The organism is Streptomyces sp. NPDC044106 (assembly GCF_056433985.1).
In genome coordinates, this window is the sequence record NZ_JBWKFZ010000013.1 from 25,631 (window position 1) to 39,980 (window position 14,350).

General features: G+C 72.9%; 13 protein-coding genes. 6 read left to right on the plus strand and 7 right to left on the minus strand.

The genetic code is table 11. The annotated features are described in order from the left end of the window. Positions 1-676 precede the first annotated feature (676 nt). Together AC07DI_RS23970 and AC07DI_RS23975 are read right to left on the minus strand one after the other, a co-directional pair. Entirely contained in the window at positions 677-1,909 is a 1,233-nt protein-coding gene (locus AC07DI_RS23970) for a serine hydrolase domain-containing protein (protein ID WP_384258110.1), read from the minus strand. Further along, the gene (locus AC07DI_RS23975) at positions 1,906-3,456 is read right to left on the minus strand and encodes an alpha/beta hydrolase (RefSeq protein WP_478906050.1); all 1,551 of its coding nucleotides are present in this window, start codon (positions 3,454-3,456) and stop codon (positions 1,906-1,908) included. Before AC07DI_RS23975 ends, AC07DI_RS23970 begins: the two co-directional genes overlap by 4 nt. Before the next feature lie 269 nt (positions 3,457-3,725). Here AC07DI_RS23975 and AC07DI_RS23980 point away from each other — a divergent pair, with 269 nt between their 5' ends. Together AC07DI_RS23980 and AC07DI_RS23985 are read left to right on the plus strand one after the other, a co-directional pair. Then, entirely contained in the window at positions 3,726-4,715 is a 990-nt protein-coding gene (locus tag AC07DI_RS23980; RefSeq protein ID WP_478906051.1) for an aldo/keto reductase, read from the plus strand. A gap of 68 nt (positions 4,716-4,783) precedes the next feature. Then, positions 4,784-5,302, plus strand: coding sequence for a DUF6314 family protein (locus AC07DI_RS23985; protein ID WP_478906052.1), 519 nt, complete (start codon positions 4,784-4,786; stop codon positions 5,300-5,302). A 46-nt stretch (positions 5,303-5,348) separates the two neighbouring features. On the opposite strand, the gene AC07DI_RS23990 is transcribed toward AC07DI_RS23985, so the two are convergent. After that, a complete protein-coding gene (locus AC07DI_RS23990) occupies positions 5,349-6,797 on the minus strand; it encodes an aminotransferase-like domain-containing protein (RefSeq protein WP_478906053.1) in 1,449 nt (482 codons plus the stop codon). Here AC07DI_RS23990 and AC07DI_RS23995 point away from each other — a divergent pair. Together AC07DI_RS23995 and AC07DI_RS24000 are read left to right on the plus strand one after the other, a co-directional pair. Beyond that, complete coding sequence (locus tag AC07DI_RS23995; protein ID WP_384258122.1) at positions 6,796-7,734, plus strand: DMT family transporter; 939 nt, start codon at positions 6,796-6,798, stop codon at positions 7,732-7,734. The two genes, AC07DI_RS23990 and AC07DI_RS23995, sit on opposite strands and share 2 nt — an antisense overlap. A gap of 97 nt (positions 7,735-7,831) precedes the next feature. Then, complete coding sequence (locus AC07DI_RS24000; RefSeq protein WP_384258124.1) at positions 7,832-8,026, plus strand: DUF1918 domain-containing protein; 195 nt, start codon at positions 7,832-7,834, stop codon at positions 8,024-8,026. Between the two features lie 16 nt (positions 8,027-8,042). Here the strand turns inward: AC07DI_RS24000 and AC07DI_RS24005 are convergent, their stop codons facing one another. After that, positions 8,043-9,278, minus strand: a complete 1,236-nt coding sequence (locus AC07DI_RS24005; protein ID WP_384258126.1) for a glycoside hydrolase family 10-like protein — start codon at positions 9,276-9,278, stop codon at positions 8,043-8,045. A 189-nt stretch (positions 9,279-9,467) separates the two neighbouring features. On the opposite strand from AC07DI_RS24005, the gene AC07DI_RS24010 reads away from it, so the two are divergent. Then, a complete protein-coding gene (locus AC07DI_RS24010; protein ID WP_384258128.1) occupies positions 9,468-10,328 on the plus strand; it encodes a 3-hydroxybutyryl-CoA dehydrogenase in 861 nt (286 codons plus the stop codon). 213 nt (positions 10,329-10,541) lie between these two features. Beyond that, positions 10,542-10,799, plus strand: a complete 258-nt coding sequence (locus tag AC07DI_RS24015) for a hypothetical protein (RefSeq protein WP_384258130.1) — start codon at positions 10,542-10,544, stop codon at positions 10,797-10,799. 15 nt (positions 10,800-10,814) lie between these two features. Here the strand turns inward: AC07DI_RS24015 and AC07DI_RS24020 are convergent, their stop codons facing one another. The 3 genes from AC07DI_RS24020 to AC07DI_RS24030 all read right to left on the minus strand — a co-directional run bounded on the left by AC07DI_RS24020 (position 10,815) and on the right by AC07DI_RS24030 (position 14,229). Next, positions 10,815-11,357: an NUDIX hydrolase gene (locus AC07DI_RS24020; RefSeq protein ID WP_055699051.1), complete on the minus strand. Its 543-nt coding sequence runs from the start codon at positions 11,355-11,357 to the stop codon at positions 10,815-10,817. A 119-nt stretch (positions 11,358-11,476) separates the two neighbouring features. Continuing rightward, a complete protein-coding gene (locus AC07DI_RS24025) occupies positions 11,477-12,826 on the minus strand; it encodes a transcriptional regulator (protein ID WP_478906054.1) in 1,350 nt (449 codons plus the stop codon). Between the two features lie 290 nt (positions 12,827-13,116). Further along, positions 13,117-14,229, minus strand: coding sequence for a PP2C family protein-serine/threonine phosphatase (locus AC07DI_RS24030; RefSeq protein ID WP_384258135.1), 1,113 nt, complete (start codon positions 14,227-14,229; stop codon positions 13,117-13,119). Positions 14,230-14,350 lie beyond the last annotated feature (121 nt).

Consider the following 14,350-nt stretch of genomic DNA (forward strand, 5'->3'; position numbering starts at 1 on the left):
CACGAAGGCGCAGCCGGACGGGTCCTGCCCCGGGGGCAGGACCGCGCCCGGGGGTGAGGCCCCCGGCCCGGCGTGAAACCGCAGCCGGGCAGCAACCTGCCCCCCGGGGTGAGAACCACGGCCCGGCGTGACACCACGGCCCGGCGTGAAACCGCAGCCGGGCAGCAACCTGCCCCCCGGGGTGAGGACCACGGCTCGGCGTGACACCCCGGCCCGGCGTGAAGCCGCAGCCGGGCAGCAGCCCGCATCCCGGGTCAGGGCCACGGTCGGCGGCGAGGCCAGGGCCGGGGGTGAAGCCATGCCCCCCGGCCTGCGAGCGCGGCCGGACGTGAAGCCGCCACCCGGCGTAAGACCAGCGGGGACCCGGACCCGCGGGTGGCGTGGAGCCGCGGCCCGCCGGGGGTCGCGCCCACGGCGAAGACGCAGCCAAGCGGGAGCCCGCACCCAGCGGCGAAGCCGCAGCTGAGCCGGAACTCGGCCCCAGGGGCGAAGCCGCACCCGGGGGCGGACCCACAGCCTGACGGGAGCCCGCCCGGGAGTACGGCAGCGCCCTCGGCGAAGGGACCACGGACGGGCCCCGCCATCAGGCCCCCGGCCCCCGGAGCCCCGCCGCACCCCAGCCCCGGACTCCCGGCTCCGGGCTCCGGGCTCCGGGACCCGGGACCCGGGACCAGCCCTACGAACCGCCCCGGCCCGGACCCGCGCTCAGCGCCGCGTCCACCATCCGGAGGGTCGCCCGCGCCTGCGCCTCGTGCGGCTCCACGCTGTCGATGCGCAGGGTGAAGGCCGCGCTGTTGACTGAGGTCGTGCCGTCCGGGGTCACGCCGCCCTCGGAGACGCAGCCGAGGCTCGTTCCGCCGTGGAACCAGATTCCGTCGTCGCGGCCCGCGACGGGACGCCAGGCGATGCCCATGCCGTAGCGGACGCCGTCGGCCGGGATCCAGTCCTTCACCGGCACGGTCCGCTTCATGGCCGCCAGCTGCGCCGGGCGCAGCAGTCGGCCGCCGAGCAGGGCGCGCAGGAAGACGCCGTGGTCGCGCGGCGTGGAGATGAGGCAGCCGTCGGCTCCGCCGCCGAAGCCGAGGGTGGTCTCGACGGGGCGGGTGCCCTTCGGGAAGTACGTGTAACCGGTGGCCGTCGGCTGCGGCACGTACGGCGAGGTGCCCGGCGCGAAGGTGTGGCGCAGTCCGAGCGGCTCGATGATCCGCTCGTGGACCTCCTGGGCCCAGGGGTGCCCCGTGACCGCCTCGACGATCATCCCGGCGACGATGTAGTTGGTGTTGGAGTAGCCCCAGCGCCGCTCCCCCGCCGGGTCGTCGGCGTCGGGCAGCCACTGCGGCGGCGCGCCGAGGGCCGCCGTCAGCTGCTCCTCGGGCGTCTGCGAGCGGAAGCGGTTGCGGCGGTAGCCGTCGGGGGTGAAGTCCTCGCTGTCCCCGTCGATATAGTCGTTGAGGCCGCTGGTCTGCCGCAGCAGGTTGGCGACGGTGATCCGGCGGCCGTCGTTGCCGTGGCCACGGACCGCTCCCGGCAGCCACCGCTCGACGGTGTCGGTGAGCTTCAGCCGTCCCTCGCCGACGAGTTGGAGGACGACCGTCGCGGTGAACGTCTTCGTGTCGCTGCCGATGCGGTAGTACGCGCCCCAGGGCACCGGCCGCTCCGCCGCGAGGTCGGCGACGCCCGCCCGGGCGGCCGTGCGGCCGTGCGGGCCGTGCACCTCGGCGAGGACGCCGGTCACGCCGGTGGCGAGGATCGCGTCGACGTCGCGCTGGAGGGTGCGCCCGCGCCGGGAGGGCGGGGCGGCGGAGGCGGAGGCGGGGGCTGCCGCGGCGGCCCTGGTGCCTGCCACTCCCGTGAGCAGTGCCGCCGCGGTCGCCGCGAGGCCCGTGCGCCTGCTGATCCCGGTCGTCATCGGGAATTCTCCTTCTCCGTGGTGTCGGCTGTCTTCTTCGGCCTCGCGCACGTGCGGTCCGTGGCGGGCAGCTTCCCGTCGCGCAGGTAGGCGTTGACGGTGCGGTCGGCGCACGGGACGGGGGTGAGGCCGTCGTTGCCGCGCCCGTAGACGCCGTGCGAGCGGATGTCCGCCGTCACCAGGCGGGACCCGGCGAGCTTCGCGTGCAGGGCGAGGGCGCCCTCGTACGGGACGTTGTTGTCGTAGCGGGCCTGGAGCATCAGGACCGGCACGTCATTGCCGATCCTCGTGCCGGGTTCACGGGGCTCGCCCTTCCAGAACGCGCACGGAGCGATCATTGTGTTGACGTACGGCCCGAACACCGGCTGGTCGGCCCTGCTGCGCTGCATGTTCTTCCAGTACGTCCGCGGGTTCTTGGGCCACCCGCCCGCGGGCCAGCCCCCGTCGCCGCACATGAAGATCGCGCCGCCCACCATGCTGTCCGCCACCTCGGGCGAGGAGAGGAACTCCAGCATCCCGGCGAGCGCCGGTCCCGGCTCGACCGCCTCACCCGCGGCGGCCTTCTTCAAGTCGGCCACGACACCGCGGAGTTGGGGGTCGTTCTCCTCGTGCTGGACGAGTTGCTTGAAGATCATGCGCAGTAGCGGGGCATTGAGGCGCTGCCCCTTGACCGGGATGGGGTGCCGCTCGGCCCGTGCCAGCAACGCCCGGACGTCCGCGTACGTATGGCCGTCAAGGCCATCGATGCCATCAGAGCCGTCGATGTTCTTGAGCGCGGCCTCCGCGGGCGCCCCGGACCGCTGGAACAGTTCGTACTGCGTGGCCGCCGGATCCGTCGAGGAGTCCAGGACGATCCGGTCGGTGCGGCGCGGGAACAGCTGGGTGTAGACAGCGCCCAGGTCGGCTCCGTACGAGACGCCGTAGTACGACAGCTTGCGCTCGCCCAGCGCCGCCCGGATCGCGTCCATGTCGCGGGCGACGTTCCGGCTCGACGCGTGCGGGAGCAGCGCGGCGTTGTCGCCGTACTCCTGGCAGCGGCGCGCGGTCTCGCGCGCCGACCGCACCGCGTCCGCGAAGTCACGGCGCGGTGTGGTGTTTTCGGCAGGTGGCGTGGGCCGCGGTGCCTTGCCGCACGTGACGGGCGTGCTCTCGCCGAGGAAGCGCGGATCGAAGCCGATCAGGTCGTAGTGGTCCGCCGCACCCTTCAGCGTGGACCGCAGGGCCAGGGTGTGGGCGAGTCCCGTGCCGCCCGGGCCGCCGGGGTTGGAGAGCAGGATGCCGCGCCGCGTCCCCGGTGACTTCGCCTTGATGCGGGAGACGGCGATGTCGATCGTACGGCCGCCGGGGTCCGCGTAGTCGAGGGGCACGGTCACCTTCGCGCACCGCGCGCCCGCCTCGTTCAGCCCCTTCTGGTGTGCGGAGCAGCTGCCCCAACTGAGCGCCTGGTGCGCCGACTTGGGCGTCTCGGGAAGGTCCGCGGCGGCCACTTCGCCCGCGAGTAATCCGACGAGGCCGAGACCGGCGGTGACTGCTGACGCGACGCGCATCGTGCTCCTTGGTTCGGTGGCTCCCGGTCCGCCCGCCCGTCCGTCCGTCTCCGACGGCCGACCGAGGAATTGGTGATCACCACGCTAGGAACACTCACGGCGCCGGAACATCGTGCTACCGGGCCGGACCACCTGGGGAAAGCCCCCGTACGCGCGCTCCGGTTCTCCGGAGATCCGGGGCTTGACCTGGAGTTCGCTCCAAGTCCTAGGTTCGTACCCGATCACAGGGCATCCCCCGGATCACCGCGCACGTCCCAGGAGGTACCAGCATGTCCACCCTTCCCACGCGCCGCCTCGGCGCGCTGACCGTCTCGGCGCAGGGACTCGGCTGCATGGGGATGAGTCACGGTTACGGCGCGTCCGACGACGCGCAGTCGATCGCGACGATCCATCGCGCCCTCGACCTCGGCGTCACCCTCTTCGACACCGCCGACTACTACGGCCACGGCCACAACGAACAGCTCATCGGCCGCGCGCTCACCGGCGCGCGCCGCGAACAGGCCGTCGTCGCCACGAAGTTCGGCTTCGCCAACCGGCTCGGCGAGCCCACGCGCATACGGGGCGACGCGGCGTACGTACGCGAGGCCTGCGACGCCTCGCTGCGCCGCCTCGGCGTCGACCACATCGACCTGTACTACCAGCACCGGGTCGACAAGACCGTGCCGATCGAGGAGACCGTCGGCGCGATGGCGGAGCTGGTGGCGGCGGGCAAGGTGCGCCACATCGGGCTCTCCGAGGCCGGCGCGCGCACGATCCGGCGGGCGCACGCCGTGCACCCCATCGCCGCGCTGCAGAGCGAGTGGTCCCTGTGGACCAGGGACCTGGAGGCGGAGATCGCGCCGGTCTGCCGTGAGCTCGGCATCGGCATCGTGCCGTTCTCGCCGCTCGGACGCGGCTTCCTCACCGGCCGCTACACCTCGCTCGACGGCCTCCAGAAGGACGACGTGCGCCGCTACCAGCCCCGTTTCGCCGACGGCAACCTGGAGCAGAACCTGTCCATCGTTCAGACCCTGGACGCGCTCGCCGCGAAGAAGGGCGTGACAGCCGGACAGCTCGCGCTCGCCTGGGTGCAGCACCGCGGGGACGACGTAGTGCCGATCCCGGGCACGCGCCGCGAGAAGTACCTTCAGGAGAACCTCGGCGCCACCGCGATCGAGCTGTCCGCCGACGAGCTGGCCGCGATCGACGCCGCGGCGCCCGCGGACCGGGTGGCGGGGACGCGGTACGACCAGAACAGCCTGGCGGTCCTGGACCGCTAGCCGCCGCGCTCCCCGCCTGCCGCCCCCGTGGCGGCGGGGCGCTCGGCCGGGCCGCGTAGCCTGCGGGTATGCCGCTTTTCGAGGAGAAGGCCGACAGGGACGCCGTGGCCGTCCGCCTCCCCGTCCCCGTCCCTGAGACACTCGCCTTCCTCACCGGCGAGTGGCGCGTCGAGCGCACCGTCCGCGACCTCGCGGACGGTTCCGAGGGCCGCTTCACCGGTACGACGCGCTTCTCACCGCTGCCCGCCCCCGAATCCGGCGGCCTCCTCCACCAGGAGTCCGGCACCTTCACCTGGCACGGCATCGCCCGCCCCGCCGAACGCACGCTCCGCTTCCTGCCCGGCGAGGCGGCGGGCACCGCACGCGTGGAGTTCGCCGACGGCCGCTTCTTCCACGACCTCGACCTGCGCACGGGTCGCTGGACGACGGACCACCCCTGCGTAAGCGACCTCTACCGCGGCGAGTTCGAGGTGGCCGCCGCGGACTGCTGGCGCACCCGGTGGCGGGTCGGCGGCCCCGCCAAGGACCTGCTGCTCGTCACGGAGTACCGGCGGACGGTCCGCGCCGAAGGTCCCGGCGACCGCTGACCCCTGCCGGGCGTCGGGGCGCAGGCGGGGGCGCGAAGACAGGCTCTCAGCCCACCCCGGCGCCCAGCACCTCATCACAAGCCACCCGCAGCCTCCGTACCCCCTCCGTGATCTCCCCCGGCCCCGCGACCGCCGCGAAGCTCAGGCGGACGTGGGCCGCCGGGGGCTCGGCCGCGAAGTACGGGCGGCCTGGGGCCACGGCCACGCCCGCGCGCAGGGCCGCGGAGGCGAACGCGGACTCCTCCGTGCCGTCGGGCAGCCGCAGCCACAGGTTGTAGCCGCCCGCGGGGACGTGCGGCACCGTGAGCTCGGGCAGGCGCAGCCGCAGCGCCGCCGCCATCGTGTCCCTGCGTTCCTTCAACTCGCCCGCCACCGCCCGCAGATGGCGTGGCCAGGCCGGGGAGCCCACCAGTTCGAGGGCCGCTTCCTGCAGTGGCCTCGGTACGAAGAAGTGGTCGACGACCTGGATGGCGCGCAGCCGCTCAAGGACAGGTCCGCGGGCCGCGAGCGCGCTGACGCGGAAGCTCGGCGAGGTGGCCTTGGTGAGCGAGCAGACGTGGACGACGACGCCGTCGCGGTCGTCGGAGGCGAGTGGGCGCGGCAGCGGCCCGGCGTCCTCGTGGACGAGGCGGCGCACGAAGTCGTCCTCGATGACGAAGGCCCCCGCCTCGCGGGCGATCCGCAGGACCTCGGGGCGGCGCTCGGCGGACAGCACCGCGCCGGTCGGGTTCTGGAACAGCGGCTGGCAGACGAAGACCCGGGCGCCCGTCGCCTCGAAGGCTGCCGCCAGGAGCCGGGGGCGCACCCCGTCGGTGTCCACGGGCACCGGCACGGGACGCAGCCCCGCGGCCCGGGCGATCGCCAGCATGCCTGGGTAGGTGGGGGATTCGACGAGGACCGGCGCCCCGGGCGGGGCGAGCGCCCGCAGCGCCGTCGTCAGGGCGCTCTGCCCGCCCGCGGTGATCAGCACCTCGGCGGCCGTGATCGCTCCGCCGATTCCTCGCGCGAACCACTCGCGCAGCTCCGGCAGGCCGTCGACCGGCGGTCGCCCCCACGCCCCGGGGCGCCGCCCGGCCCGTGCGAGGGCCGCCGCCATCGCGCGCTCGGGCTGCAGTGCCGGATCGAGGTAGCCGCCGTTGAACTCGATGATGCCGGGCGGCGGCGCGGCGAGGGTGGCGAGCACTCCGGACGCGTCGACCGAGCGCGGCACGAGTTCGGCTGCGGCGTCGGCGCTCAGCGTCACCTCCTGCCAGGACGTGTCGCCGACGGGCGCGGCGGGCTCCGACGCCTCCGCGCGGAAGACGCCCGCGCCGGGGCGGGTGACGACGAGGCCCTCGGCGGCCAGCTGGCCCAGGGCCCGGGACACGGTCACCGGGCTCACCCTGAACCGCTCGACCAGCGCCCGGCTCGACGGCAGCTTTCCACCTGGCGAGTAGCGGTCAAGCTCCGCTCGCAGGCTTTTCGCCAGTTCGCCCACACTGCTACTGTCATGCATGACAGCACAGGATAGCGCTACTCGCCCGACCCGGATAGCGGTCCCCGCCCTCGACGAGAAGCAGCGCCCCGCGCCCGCGTCCCGCCGCGCCGGCACCGTGATGGCCGCTCTCGGCGTGACCGCGTTCTCGCTCACCTTCCCCTCCACCGCCTGGGCTCTCGAGGGCATCGGACCCTGGAGCTTCGTGACCCTGCGCGGCGTGCTCGCCGCGTTGGTCGCGGGGAGCTGCCTGCTCGCCCTGCGCGTCGCCGTCCCGCACCGGCGGCACTGGTTCGGCCTCGCCGTGGTGGGCGTCGGCGTGGTCGTCGGATTCCCGCTGCTGACCACGCTCGCCCTGCAGACGTCGAGCACCGCCCACGCGGCCGTGGTCGTCGGCCTGCTCCCCCTGACGACCGCCGCCCTCTCGGCGCTGCGCACCGGGGCCCGCCCCTCGCGCACCTTCTGGACGGCGGCGCTCGCCGGGGCCGCCGCGGTGATCGCCTTCACCGTGCAGCAGAGCGGCGGCGCCCTGACCACCGCCGACCTCTACCTCTTCGGCGCGCTGCTGATCTGCGCGGCCGGTTACACCGAGGGCGGCAGGCTCGCCAGGGAGATGCCCGGCTGGCAGGTGATCGGCTGGGCGCTGGTCCTGTGCCTGCCGCTCAACGCGGTGGGCGCGCTCGCGGCCCTGCCCCACGAGTCCTTCCACCTCACCGGGCACAGCACGGCGGGCCTGCTGTACGCGGCACTCGGTTCGCAGTTCCTCGGCCTCGTCGTCTGGTACCGGGGGATGGCGGAGATCGGCGTCCCGCGGGCCAGCCAGCTCCAGCTCGCCCAGCCGCTCCTGACGCTGGTCTGGTCGGTGTTCCTGCTCGGCGAGCACCTCACCGTGGCGGCGCCGCTCACCGCGGCCGCCGTCCTCGTGTGCATCGCGGTCACCCAACGGGCCCGCGACTGACCGGCCGTATACCCGAGGACGGCCCCAACTCCCGCCACCCGTCGTACACTTGCCGCCACAGTTCGCGACCGCAGAGCGGGACGAGGGGGCTCTCCAGATGCGTGCAACCGTAGGCGACGAGCTGGTGCTGCACGGCAGGATCGTCGGGCAGCACGACCGGATCGCGCAGGTCGTCGAGGTCCTGGGCCCGGACGGTGGCCCGCCGTACCGCGTCCGCTTCGAGGACGGCCACGAGACGCTGATGTCGCCGGGCCCCGACACCGTCGTACGGCATCAGGACCCGGCTTCCTAGGCCGTGTCCGCGCGGATCAGCGCGGTGGCCTCGCCGGTTCCTGGTAGTGGTCGGCGACGACACGGGCCATCGCGCCGATCCTGTCGACGCCGACCTCCTTCGCCGAGAAGTAGATGTGCCCGCGCACCTCGGGGAAGTCCTCGGCGAACGTGAGGTGCCGGGAGAGCTCCGCCGGGTCCTGCCAGGCCGCGGGCTGCGCCGGATCACCCGCCTTGTACAGGGCCTCGCCGATGTACAGCTTCACGTCCGTGCCGCGCACGACGTCGCTCCACCACGGGATCAGCTTGGCGTAATCCGCGGCGGCGAAGCCGATGTTCCAGTACACCTGCGGGACGATGTAGTCGAGCCAGCCCTTCTTCACCCAGCCCCGCGTGTCCGCGTACAGATCGTCGTAGGTCTGCACCCCGGCCCGGGTGTCCGACCCCGTCGGGTCCGTCGCGAGGTTGCGCCAGACGGCGAAGGGGCTGACACCGAACTGACAGTGCGGCCGCGCCTTCTTCACCCGGCCCGACATCTCCCGCACCAGCGTGTCGATGTTGTCCCGCCGCCAGGACGCCCGGTCCGGGAAGTCGCCGCCGTACTGCTCGAAGGCGGCGTCGTCGTCGAACTTCTGGCCCGCGACCGGGTAGGGGTAGAAGTAGTCGTCCCAGTGCACCGCGTCGATCGGGTACCGGCGCACAGCGTCGAGCATCGCGTCCTGCACGAAGCGCCGCACCGCGGGCAGGCCCGGGTTGTAGTAGAGCTTCCCGCCGTACGGCAGCACCCAGTCGGGGTGCACCCGGGCGGGGTGCGTGGCCACAAGACGGGAGGGGTCGGTGTGGTTAGCGACCCGGAAGGGGTTGAACCACGCGTGCAGCTCAAGGCCCCTGCGGTGGGCCTCGCGCACGGCGGTGCCCAGCGGGTCCCAGCCCGGGTCCTTGCCCTGCGTGCCGGTCAGGTACTCCGACCAGGGCTCGTACGGCGACGGCCACAGCGCGTCGGCGGTCGGCCGCACCTGGAAGACCACCGCGTTGAGTCTGCGGTCCACGGCCGAGTCCAGGTACGCCAGCAACTCGCTGCGCTGCTGCGCCACCGGGAGCCCCGGCTTGGACGGCCAGTCGCGGTTGACGACGCTCGCCAGCCACATGGCCCGCAGCTCGCGCCCCTTCTTCCGGCGCCGGCCGGGAGCGGCGGCCGCGTCCCCCGCCGTCGCGAGGCCCGCGACCGCCGCCGCGGCCACCAACGAGAAACCTCGACGTGACATACGCCTCATCTGCGTACCTCCTTGGCCAGCAGTCCTCCGGCACCCGTTGCCGGATGCGCACAGCATGCCCGACCCGGCCCCTCATGGACCCCTCATTGCGGAGTAACGTTCACGGCCGAGGCAGGCACCGCATCCATACGGGGGACGGGGGACCTGCCGGCCCCGTTGATCAGCGAAAGGCACGAGGTGACCGACTCCATGACCGATATCGCACGCGTCGGAGTGGTGGGCTGTGGCCAGATGGGCGCCGGAATCGCAGAGGTCTGCGCCCGCTCCGGACTGGACGTGAAGGTCGCGGAGACCACCGGCGAGGCCCTGGAGATCGGCCGGACACGGCTGTACAACTCCCTCTCCAAGGCGGCCGAGCGCGGCAAGATCTCCGAGGAGGAGCGTGACGCGACGCTCGACCGCCTCAGCTTCACCACCGACCTCGGCGAGTTCGCCGACCGTGACCTCGTCATCGAGGCCGTGGTGGAGAACGAGCAGGTAAAGACCGAGATCTTCCAGGTGCTCGACCAGGTGGTGACCCGGCAGGACGCGATCCTCGCCTCCAACACCTCCTCCATCCCGCTGGTGAAGCTGGCCGTCGCGACCTCGCGCCCGGACCAGGTCATCGGCATCCACTTCTTCAACCCGGCGCCGGTGCAGCAGCTCGTCGAGCTGATCCCGGCGCTGACCACGTCCGAGGGCACGATCAGCCGCGCTCAGGCCGTGGTCGAGAAGATCCTCGGCAAGCACGCGATCCGCGCCCAGGACCGCTCGGGCTTCGTGGTCAACGCGCTGCTCATCCCGTACCTGCTCTCCGCCATCCGGATGTTCGAGTCGGGCATCGCGAGCCGCGAGGACATCGACAACGGCATGGAGATGGGCTGCGCCCACCCGATGGGCCCGCTCAAGCTCTCCGACCTGATCGGCCTCGACACGGTCGCCTCGGTCGCCGACTCCATGTACGCCGAGTACAAGGAGCCGCTGTACGCCGCTCCCCCGCTGCTGCAGCGGATGGTGGACGCGGGCCGCCTCGGCCGGAAGTCCGGCTCGGGCTTCTACACGTACGCCTGACGGGACGCGCCCGAGCGGCGCACACCCCGTACGAACACGCTCCGTACCGACGGGCCCGGCACTCCTGCGAGTGCCGGGCCCGCGGCGTTCACACACCGTGTGCGCAGAAGGCTCGCATATGCCCATCGCACACTCTCCCGCCCTGCCCACCACGCGAGTTGACTTTCCGTGCGGAAGGAGGGGGGACGCGCCACTACAGAGAGGAGCGGACTCGTGACCACCGACGGCGAAATGGCCGTGGTCCCTGAGGAACTCGCGGAGTTACGACGCAGCCTGGACGTGGGCCTCGCCCGCGTCGACGGACGGCTGGCGTTGCTCACGCAGCACGACGAACAGACCGCCAAGAACGTGGAGACCATGGAGGCCCGGGTCGCCGCACTGGAGAACACCCGCTGGCCACTGCCGACGATCGTCGCTCTCGCGGCGGTCGCGGCGATCGCCGTGGCGGTCTGGCAGGCGATAGGCCATTAGCTGGCGCGCGCCTGGTTAGCGCGCGTCCTGGCCGAGGCGCAGATGGTGCAGGAGGAGGAGCGCCGCGGCCATGTTGGCGGCCGGGACCTCTCCGCGAGCCACCATGTCGGGTACCAGCTTGAGCGGGACCCACTCGCGGCGGTCCGACTCGAAGTCGTCTTCGGGGTGGCCGATGTACGTCCCTTCGTCGGACCAGTAGATGTGGTGCCGGGCGTCGGTGAGCCCGTTGGACGGCTCGACGCTCATGAGGTGCCGCAGCGGTCCCGGCCGCCAGCCGGTCTCCTCCTCCATTTCGCGTGCCGCCGCGTACGCGATGTCCTCGCCGTCCTCGACGACGCCGGCCGCGAGTTCCCACCCCCAGCTGTCGGTGATGAAGCGGTGCCGCCACAGCAGCAGCACTTCGTTGGCGTCGTTGACGACGGTGGCCACGGCGACGGGCCGCAGCCGTATGAGGAAGTGATCCAGATGCCGGCCGTCGGGTAGCTCGACATCTGCGAGATTGACGGTGAACCAACGGTTTCCGTACACAGTTTGTTCGCTCTGTTTCGTCCACTGCACGGTTCTGCCACCTTCCGCCGAGTAGATGGCAATATCGCAGCAGGCCGAATGTCGGAGCAGAGTGTGTACGGCTCGGAGCTGTGCGTATGCGCGGACGGCGCGGCGGCGCCGCTAGCGCGTCACAGCGGCACGCGCAGCGCCCCGTCGATCAGTGCGGCCGCCTCGGCCGTGCCCGCGCAGTCGCTGCGGACCAGGTGCTCCCGGACCGCGCGCAGCCGATCGCGCAGCCGCTGGGACTCCATGCCCCGGGCCTGTTCTGCCATTTTCACCGCCGAGGCCACCGCCTCGTCGGTGTTGCCCTGGCGGAGCTCGATCTGGCTGAGCATGGCGAGGCGGTGCACCCGGCCGCGGTCGTGCGCCGGAGTGTCCACGGCCGCCGCGGCGTGCTCGTGGGCGCTGGCCAGATCACCGAGGCTGAGCAGCGCCTCCGCCACTTGCACGTTGACGAGCCCCGGCTGGACATAGCCCGTCTCGTCCGGCTCGCGGCCGCGCAGGATCCGGTCGGCCGCCACCTCCGCACGCCGGATGCAGGACAGCGCGCTCCTGCCGTCGCCCAGGTGCGCGTACGCCTTGGCCTGCATCGCGTACAGATCGGATGCGAGGGCCGGGGTCAGGTCGCGTCCCGCGGCGCGCAGCGCGGCCTCGGCGAAGGCCACGGCCTGGCGGTGCTCGCGCATGAACAGGGACTGGTTGACGAGGAGCGCGATCACGTACGCGCCGAGCCCCTGGTCACCGCTCGCCTTGGCCAGCCGCAGCGCCTGGTGGAAGTAGCGCTGGGCGAGACCGTGCGCGTCGGAGTCGTACGCGCAGATGCCCGCGATGGCCACCAACCCGCCCGTGGAACGGTGCAGTTGGCGGCCCAGCTCGTCGGTGTAGCTGCCGCGCAGCAGCGGCGCGGCCTCGGCGTTGAGGAAGCCGACGATGCGGGTGCGGGTCGCGATGCCACCGGTCTTGCGGTACATCTGCTCGTAGTGGGTGCGGGCGGCGCGCATCATCTCGATGTCGGCCTTGCTGACCGGGTGCCGTCCACCGCGGGAGACGTCGACGTCCTCGGGCGGGTTCTCCCACTCCCAGACGGGCATCACGGCGGGCGTGCCGGTGACGGCGGGGGCGCCGAGCAGGTGCGGGCGCTGCTGTTCGTCGGAGCGCCACAGGGCGGTGGCCCGCTCCACGAACCCCGAGAGCGTGGAGGCGGTGGAGCCGGTGCGGGCGGCCGGCACACCGGGCAGGCCGAGGCCGATGTCGTCGAGGGTGACGGGCCGCTGCAGCCGGGCGGCGAGCACCTCGCAGATCAGGTCGGGCACCTGGCCCCGCGGCCGCTGACCCTTCAACCAGCGGGAGACGGCGGTGTGTTCGTAGCGCAACGCCAGTCCCCTGGCCCGTCCGGCCTGGTTCACATGTGCGGCGAGTCCCGCGTGGGAAATGCCCGCTTCGTCGAGGATCGCGTCGAGCAGGGTGTTGGGCTGCATGGGTGCCCTCCGGTGGCTCGGTGCTGTTCAGCGTAGTGGAGGGCCCTTCACACGGGGTGTGAACGGAGTGCCCGAATCCGGGGGGTGTGCGCTCTGCCGCGTGGGGTGTGGAATCGCTTGACTGAGATGCCTCATCAGTTAAGGAGGCCGGCCGGGCCGCCGGCTCCCCCTCGTACAGTGCGGCGGCCCTCATCGGCGTCATCCGTCCCGCCGTCTGCCCGACAACTCCATGGCGGGGCGGATGGCGCATGCCGTCTTCCCCGGTGCCCGGCCGCCCCGTGGGCCCGCTCTCAACTCATGGTGCGGGCGCGCCGCCCGGGCTCCGGCTGCTGGACGGGGACCCGCACCCGGTCGTTGCGCAGCACGAGCAGGGCCGCGTCGTCGGACGGCGACCGGCCCGCGTGGCGGGCGAGCCGGGCATGGACCGCGCGGACCAGGCTTTGCGGTGAGACGGGCCGGCCACCTGCGGCCTCGGTGAGGGCGCTGCGCAGCGGGAAGAACGCGCCCGCGGCGTTGCGCTGCTCCTCCATGCCGTCCGTGTGCAGGATCAGCGCCTCGCCGGGCAGCAGCCGGCCGCAGCGCAGCACGGGCAGTTCGGCGGGGAGCGGGAAGGAACCGAGCGGCGGCAGCGGCTCACTGTCCGTCAGGGGCCGCGCCTGGCCGCTCAGCAGGTGGGGCCAGGGGTGCCCGCAGTTCAGCGCGGAGATCTCGCCCTCCTGGCTGATCTCAAGGAGCAGTACGGTCACGAACTCCTCGGCCGGCGGGGCGTCCGGTGCCGGGCCGCCGTTCGCGGGGTGCTCGGCGCGCGAGCGCTCCCGCAGGTACCGGCTGTGCGCTCTCTCCAACCTCCGAAGGACCAGCGGGAGTTCGGGCTCGTCGTGGGCCGCCTCGCGGAAGCTGCCGAGGACGGCGGCGACACTCCCGATGGCGGCGAGGCCGTGCCCGCGCACATCGCCCATGACGACCCGGACGCCGTGCTCGGTGGCCGCCACCTCGTACAGGTCTCCCCCGACGGAGGCGCCGCGCGACGCGGAGAGCCGACCGACGGCGAGCGCGAGCCCTTCGAGGCGGGGCGGCAGCGGCCGCAGCAGTACGTTCTGCGCGGCGCCCGCGACCTCGCGGACCTGCCGCAGCTCCCGCAGCAGCGCCCGATGGACGTGGCAGATGAGCCCGGCCCCGACGGCGAAGAAGACGGCGCTGCTGACGATCCGTGCCCCCATGCCGTCCTGCTGCGCGAGCGGACAGGCCAGTTTGTACGTGACCGCGCAGGCGCCCCACACCGTGGGAAGGAGCAGGGCGAGCGCGCGTCGGTGCCGCGGAGGCCGCGCCGGGCGGACGCGGTCAAGCACACGGGGAAGCAGGCGGGCACCCCGCCGGGCAGCCCCAGGTCTGGTACGCGTCATGCCCTCGGCCCCCCCTAGGTCGTGTCCCAGGCCCTGTTCAGCGAGCAGGCCGGCGCTACGGCCGGATCGATTCTTACGACCGTATGGACCGATCGGACCATGCTGATTCCTCTTGCCACCC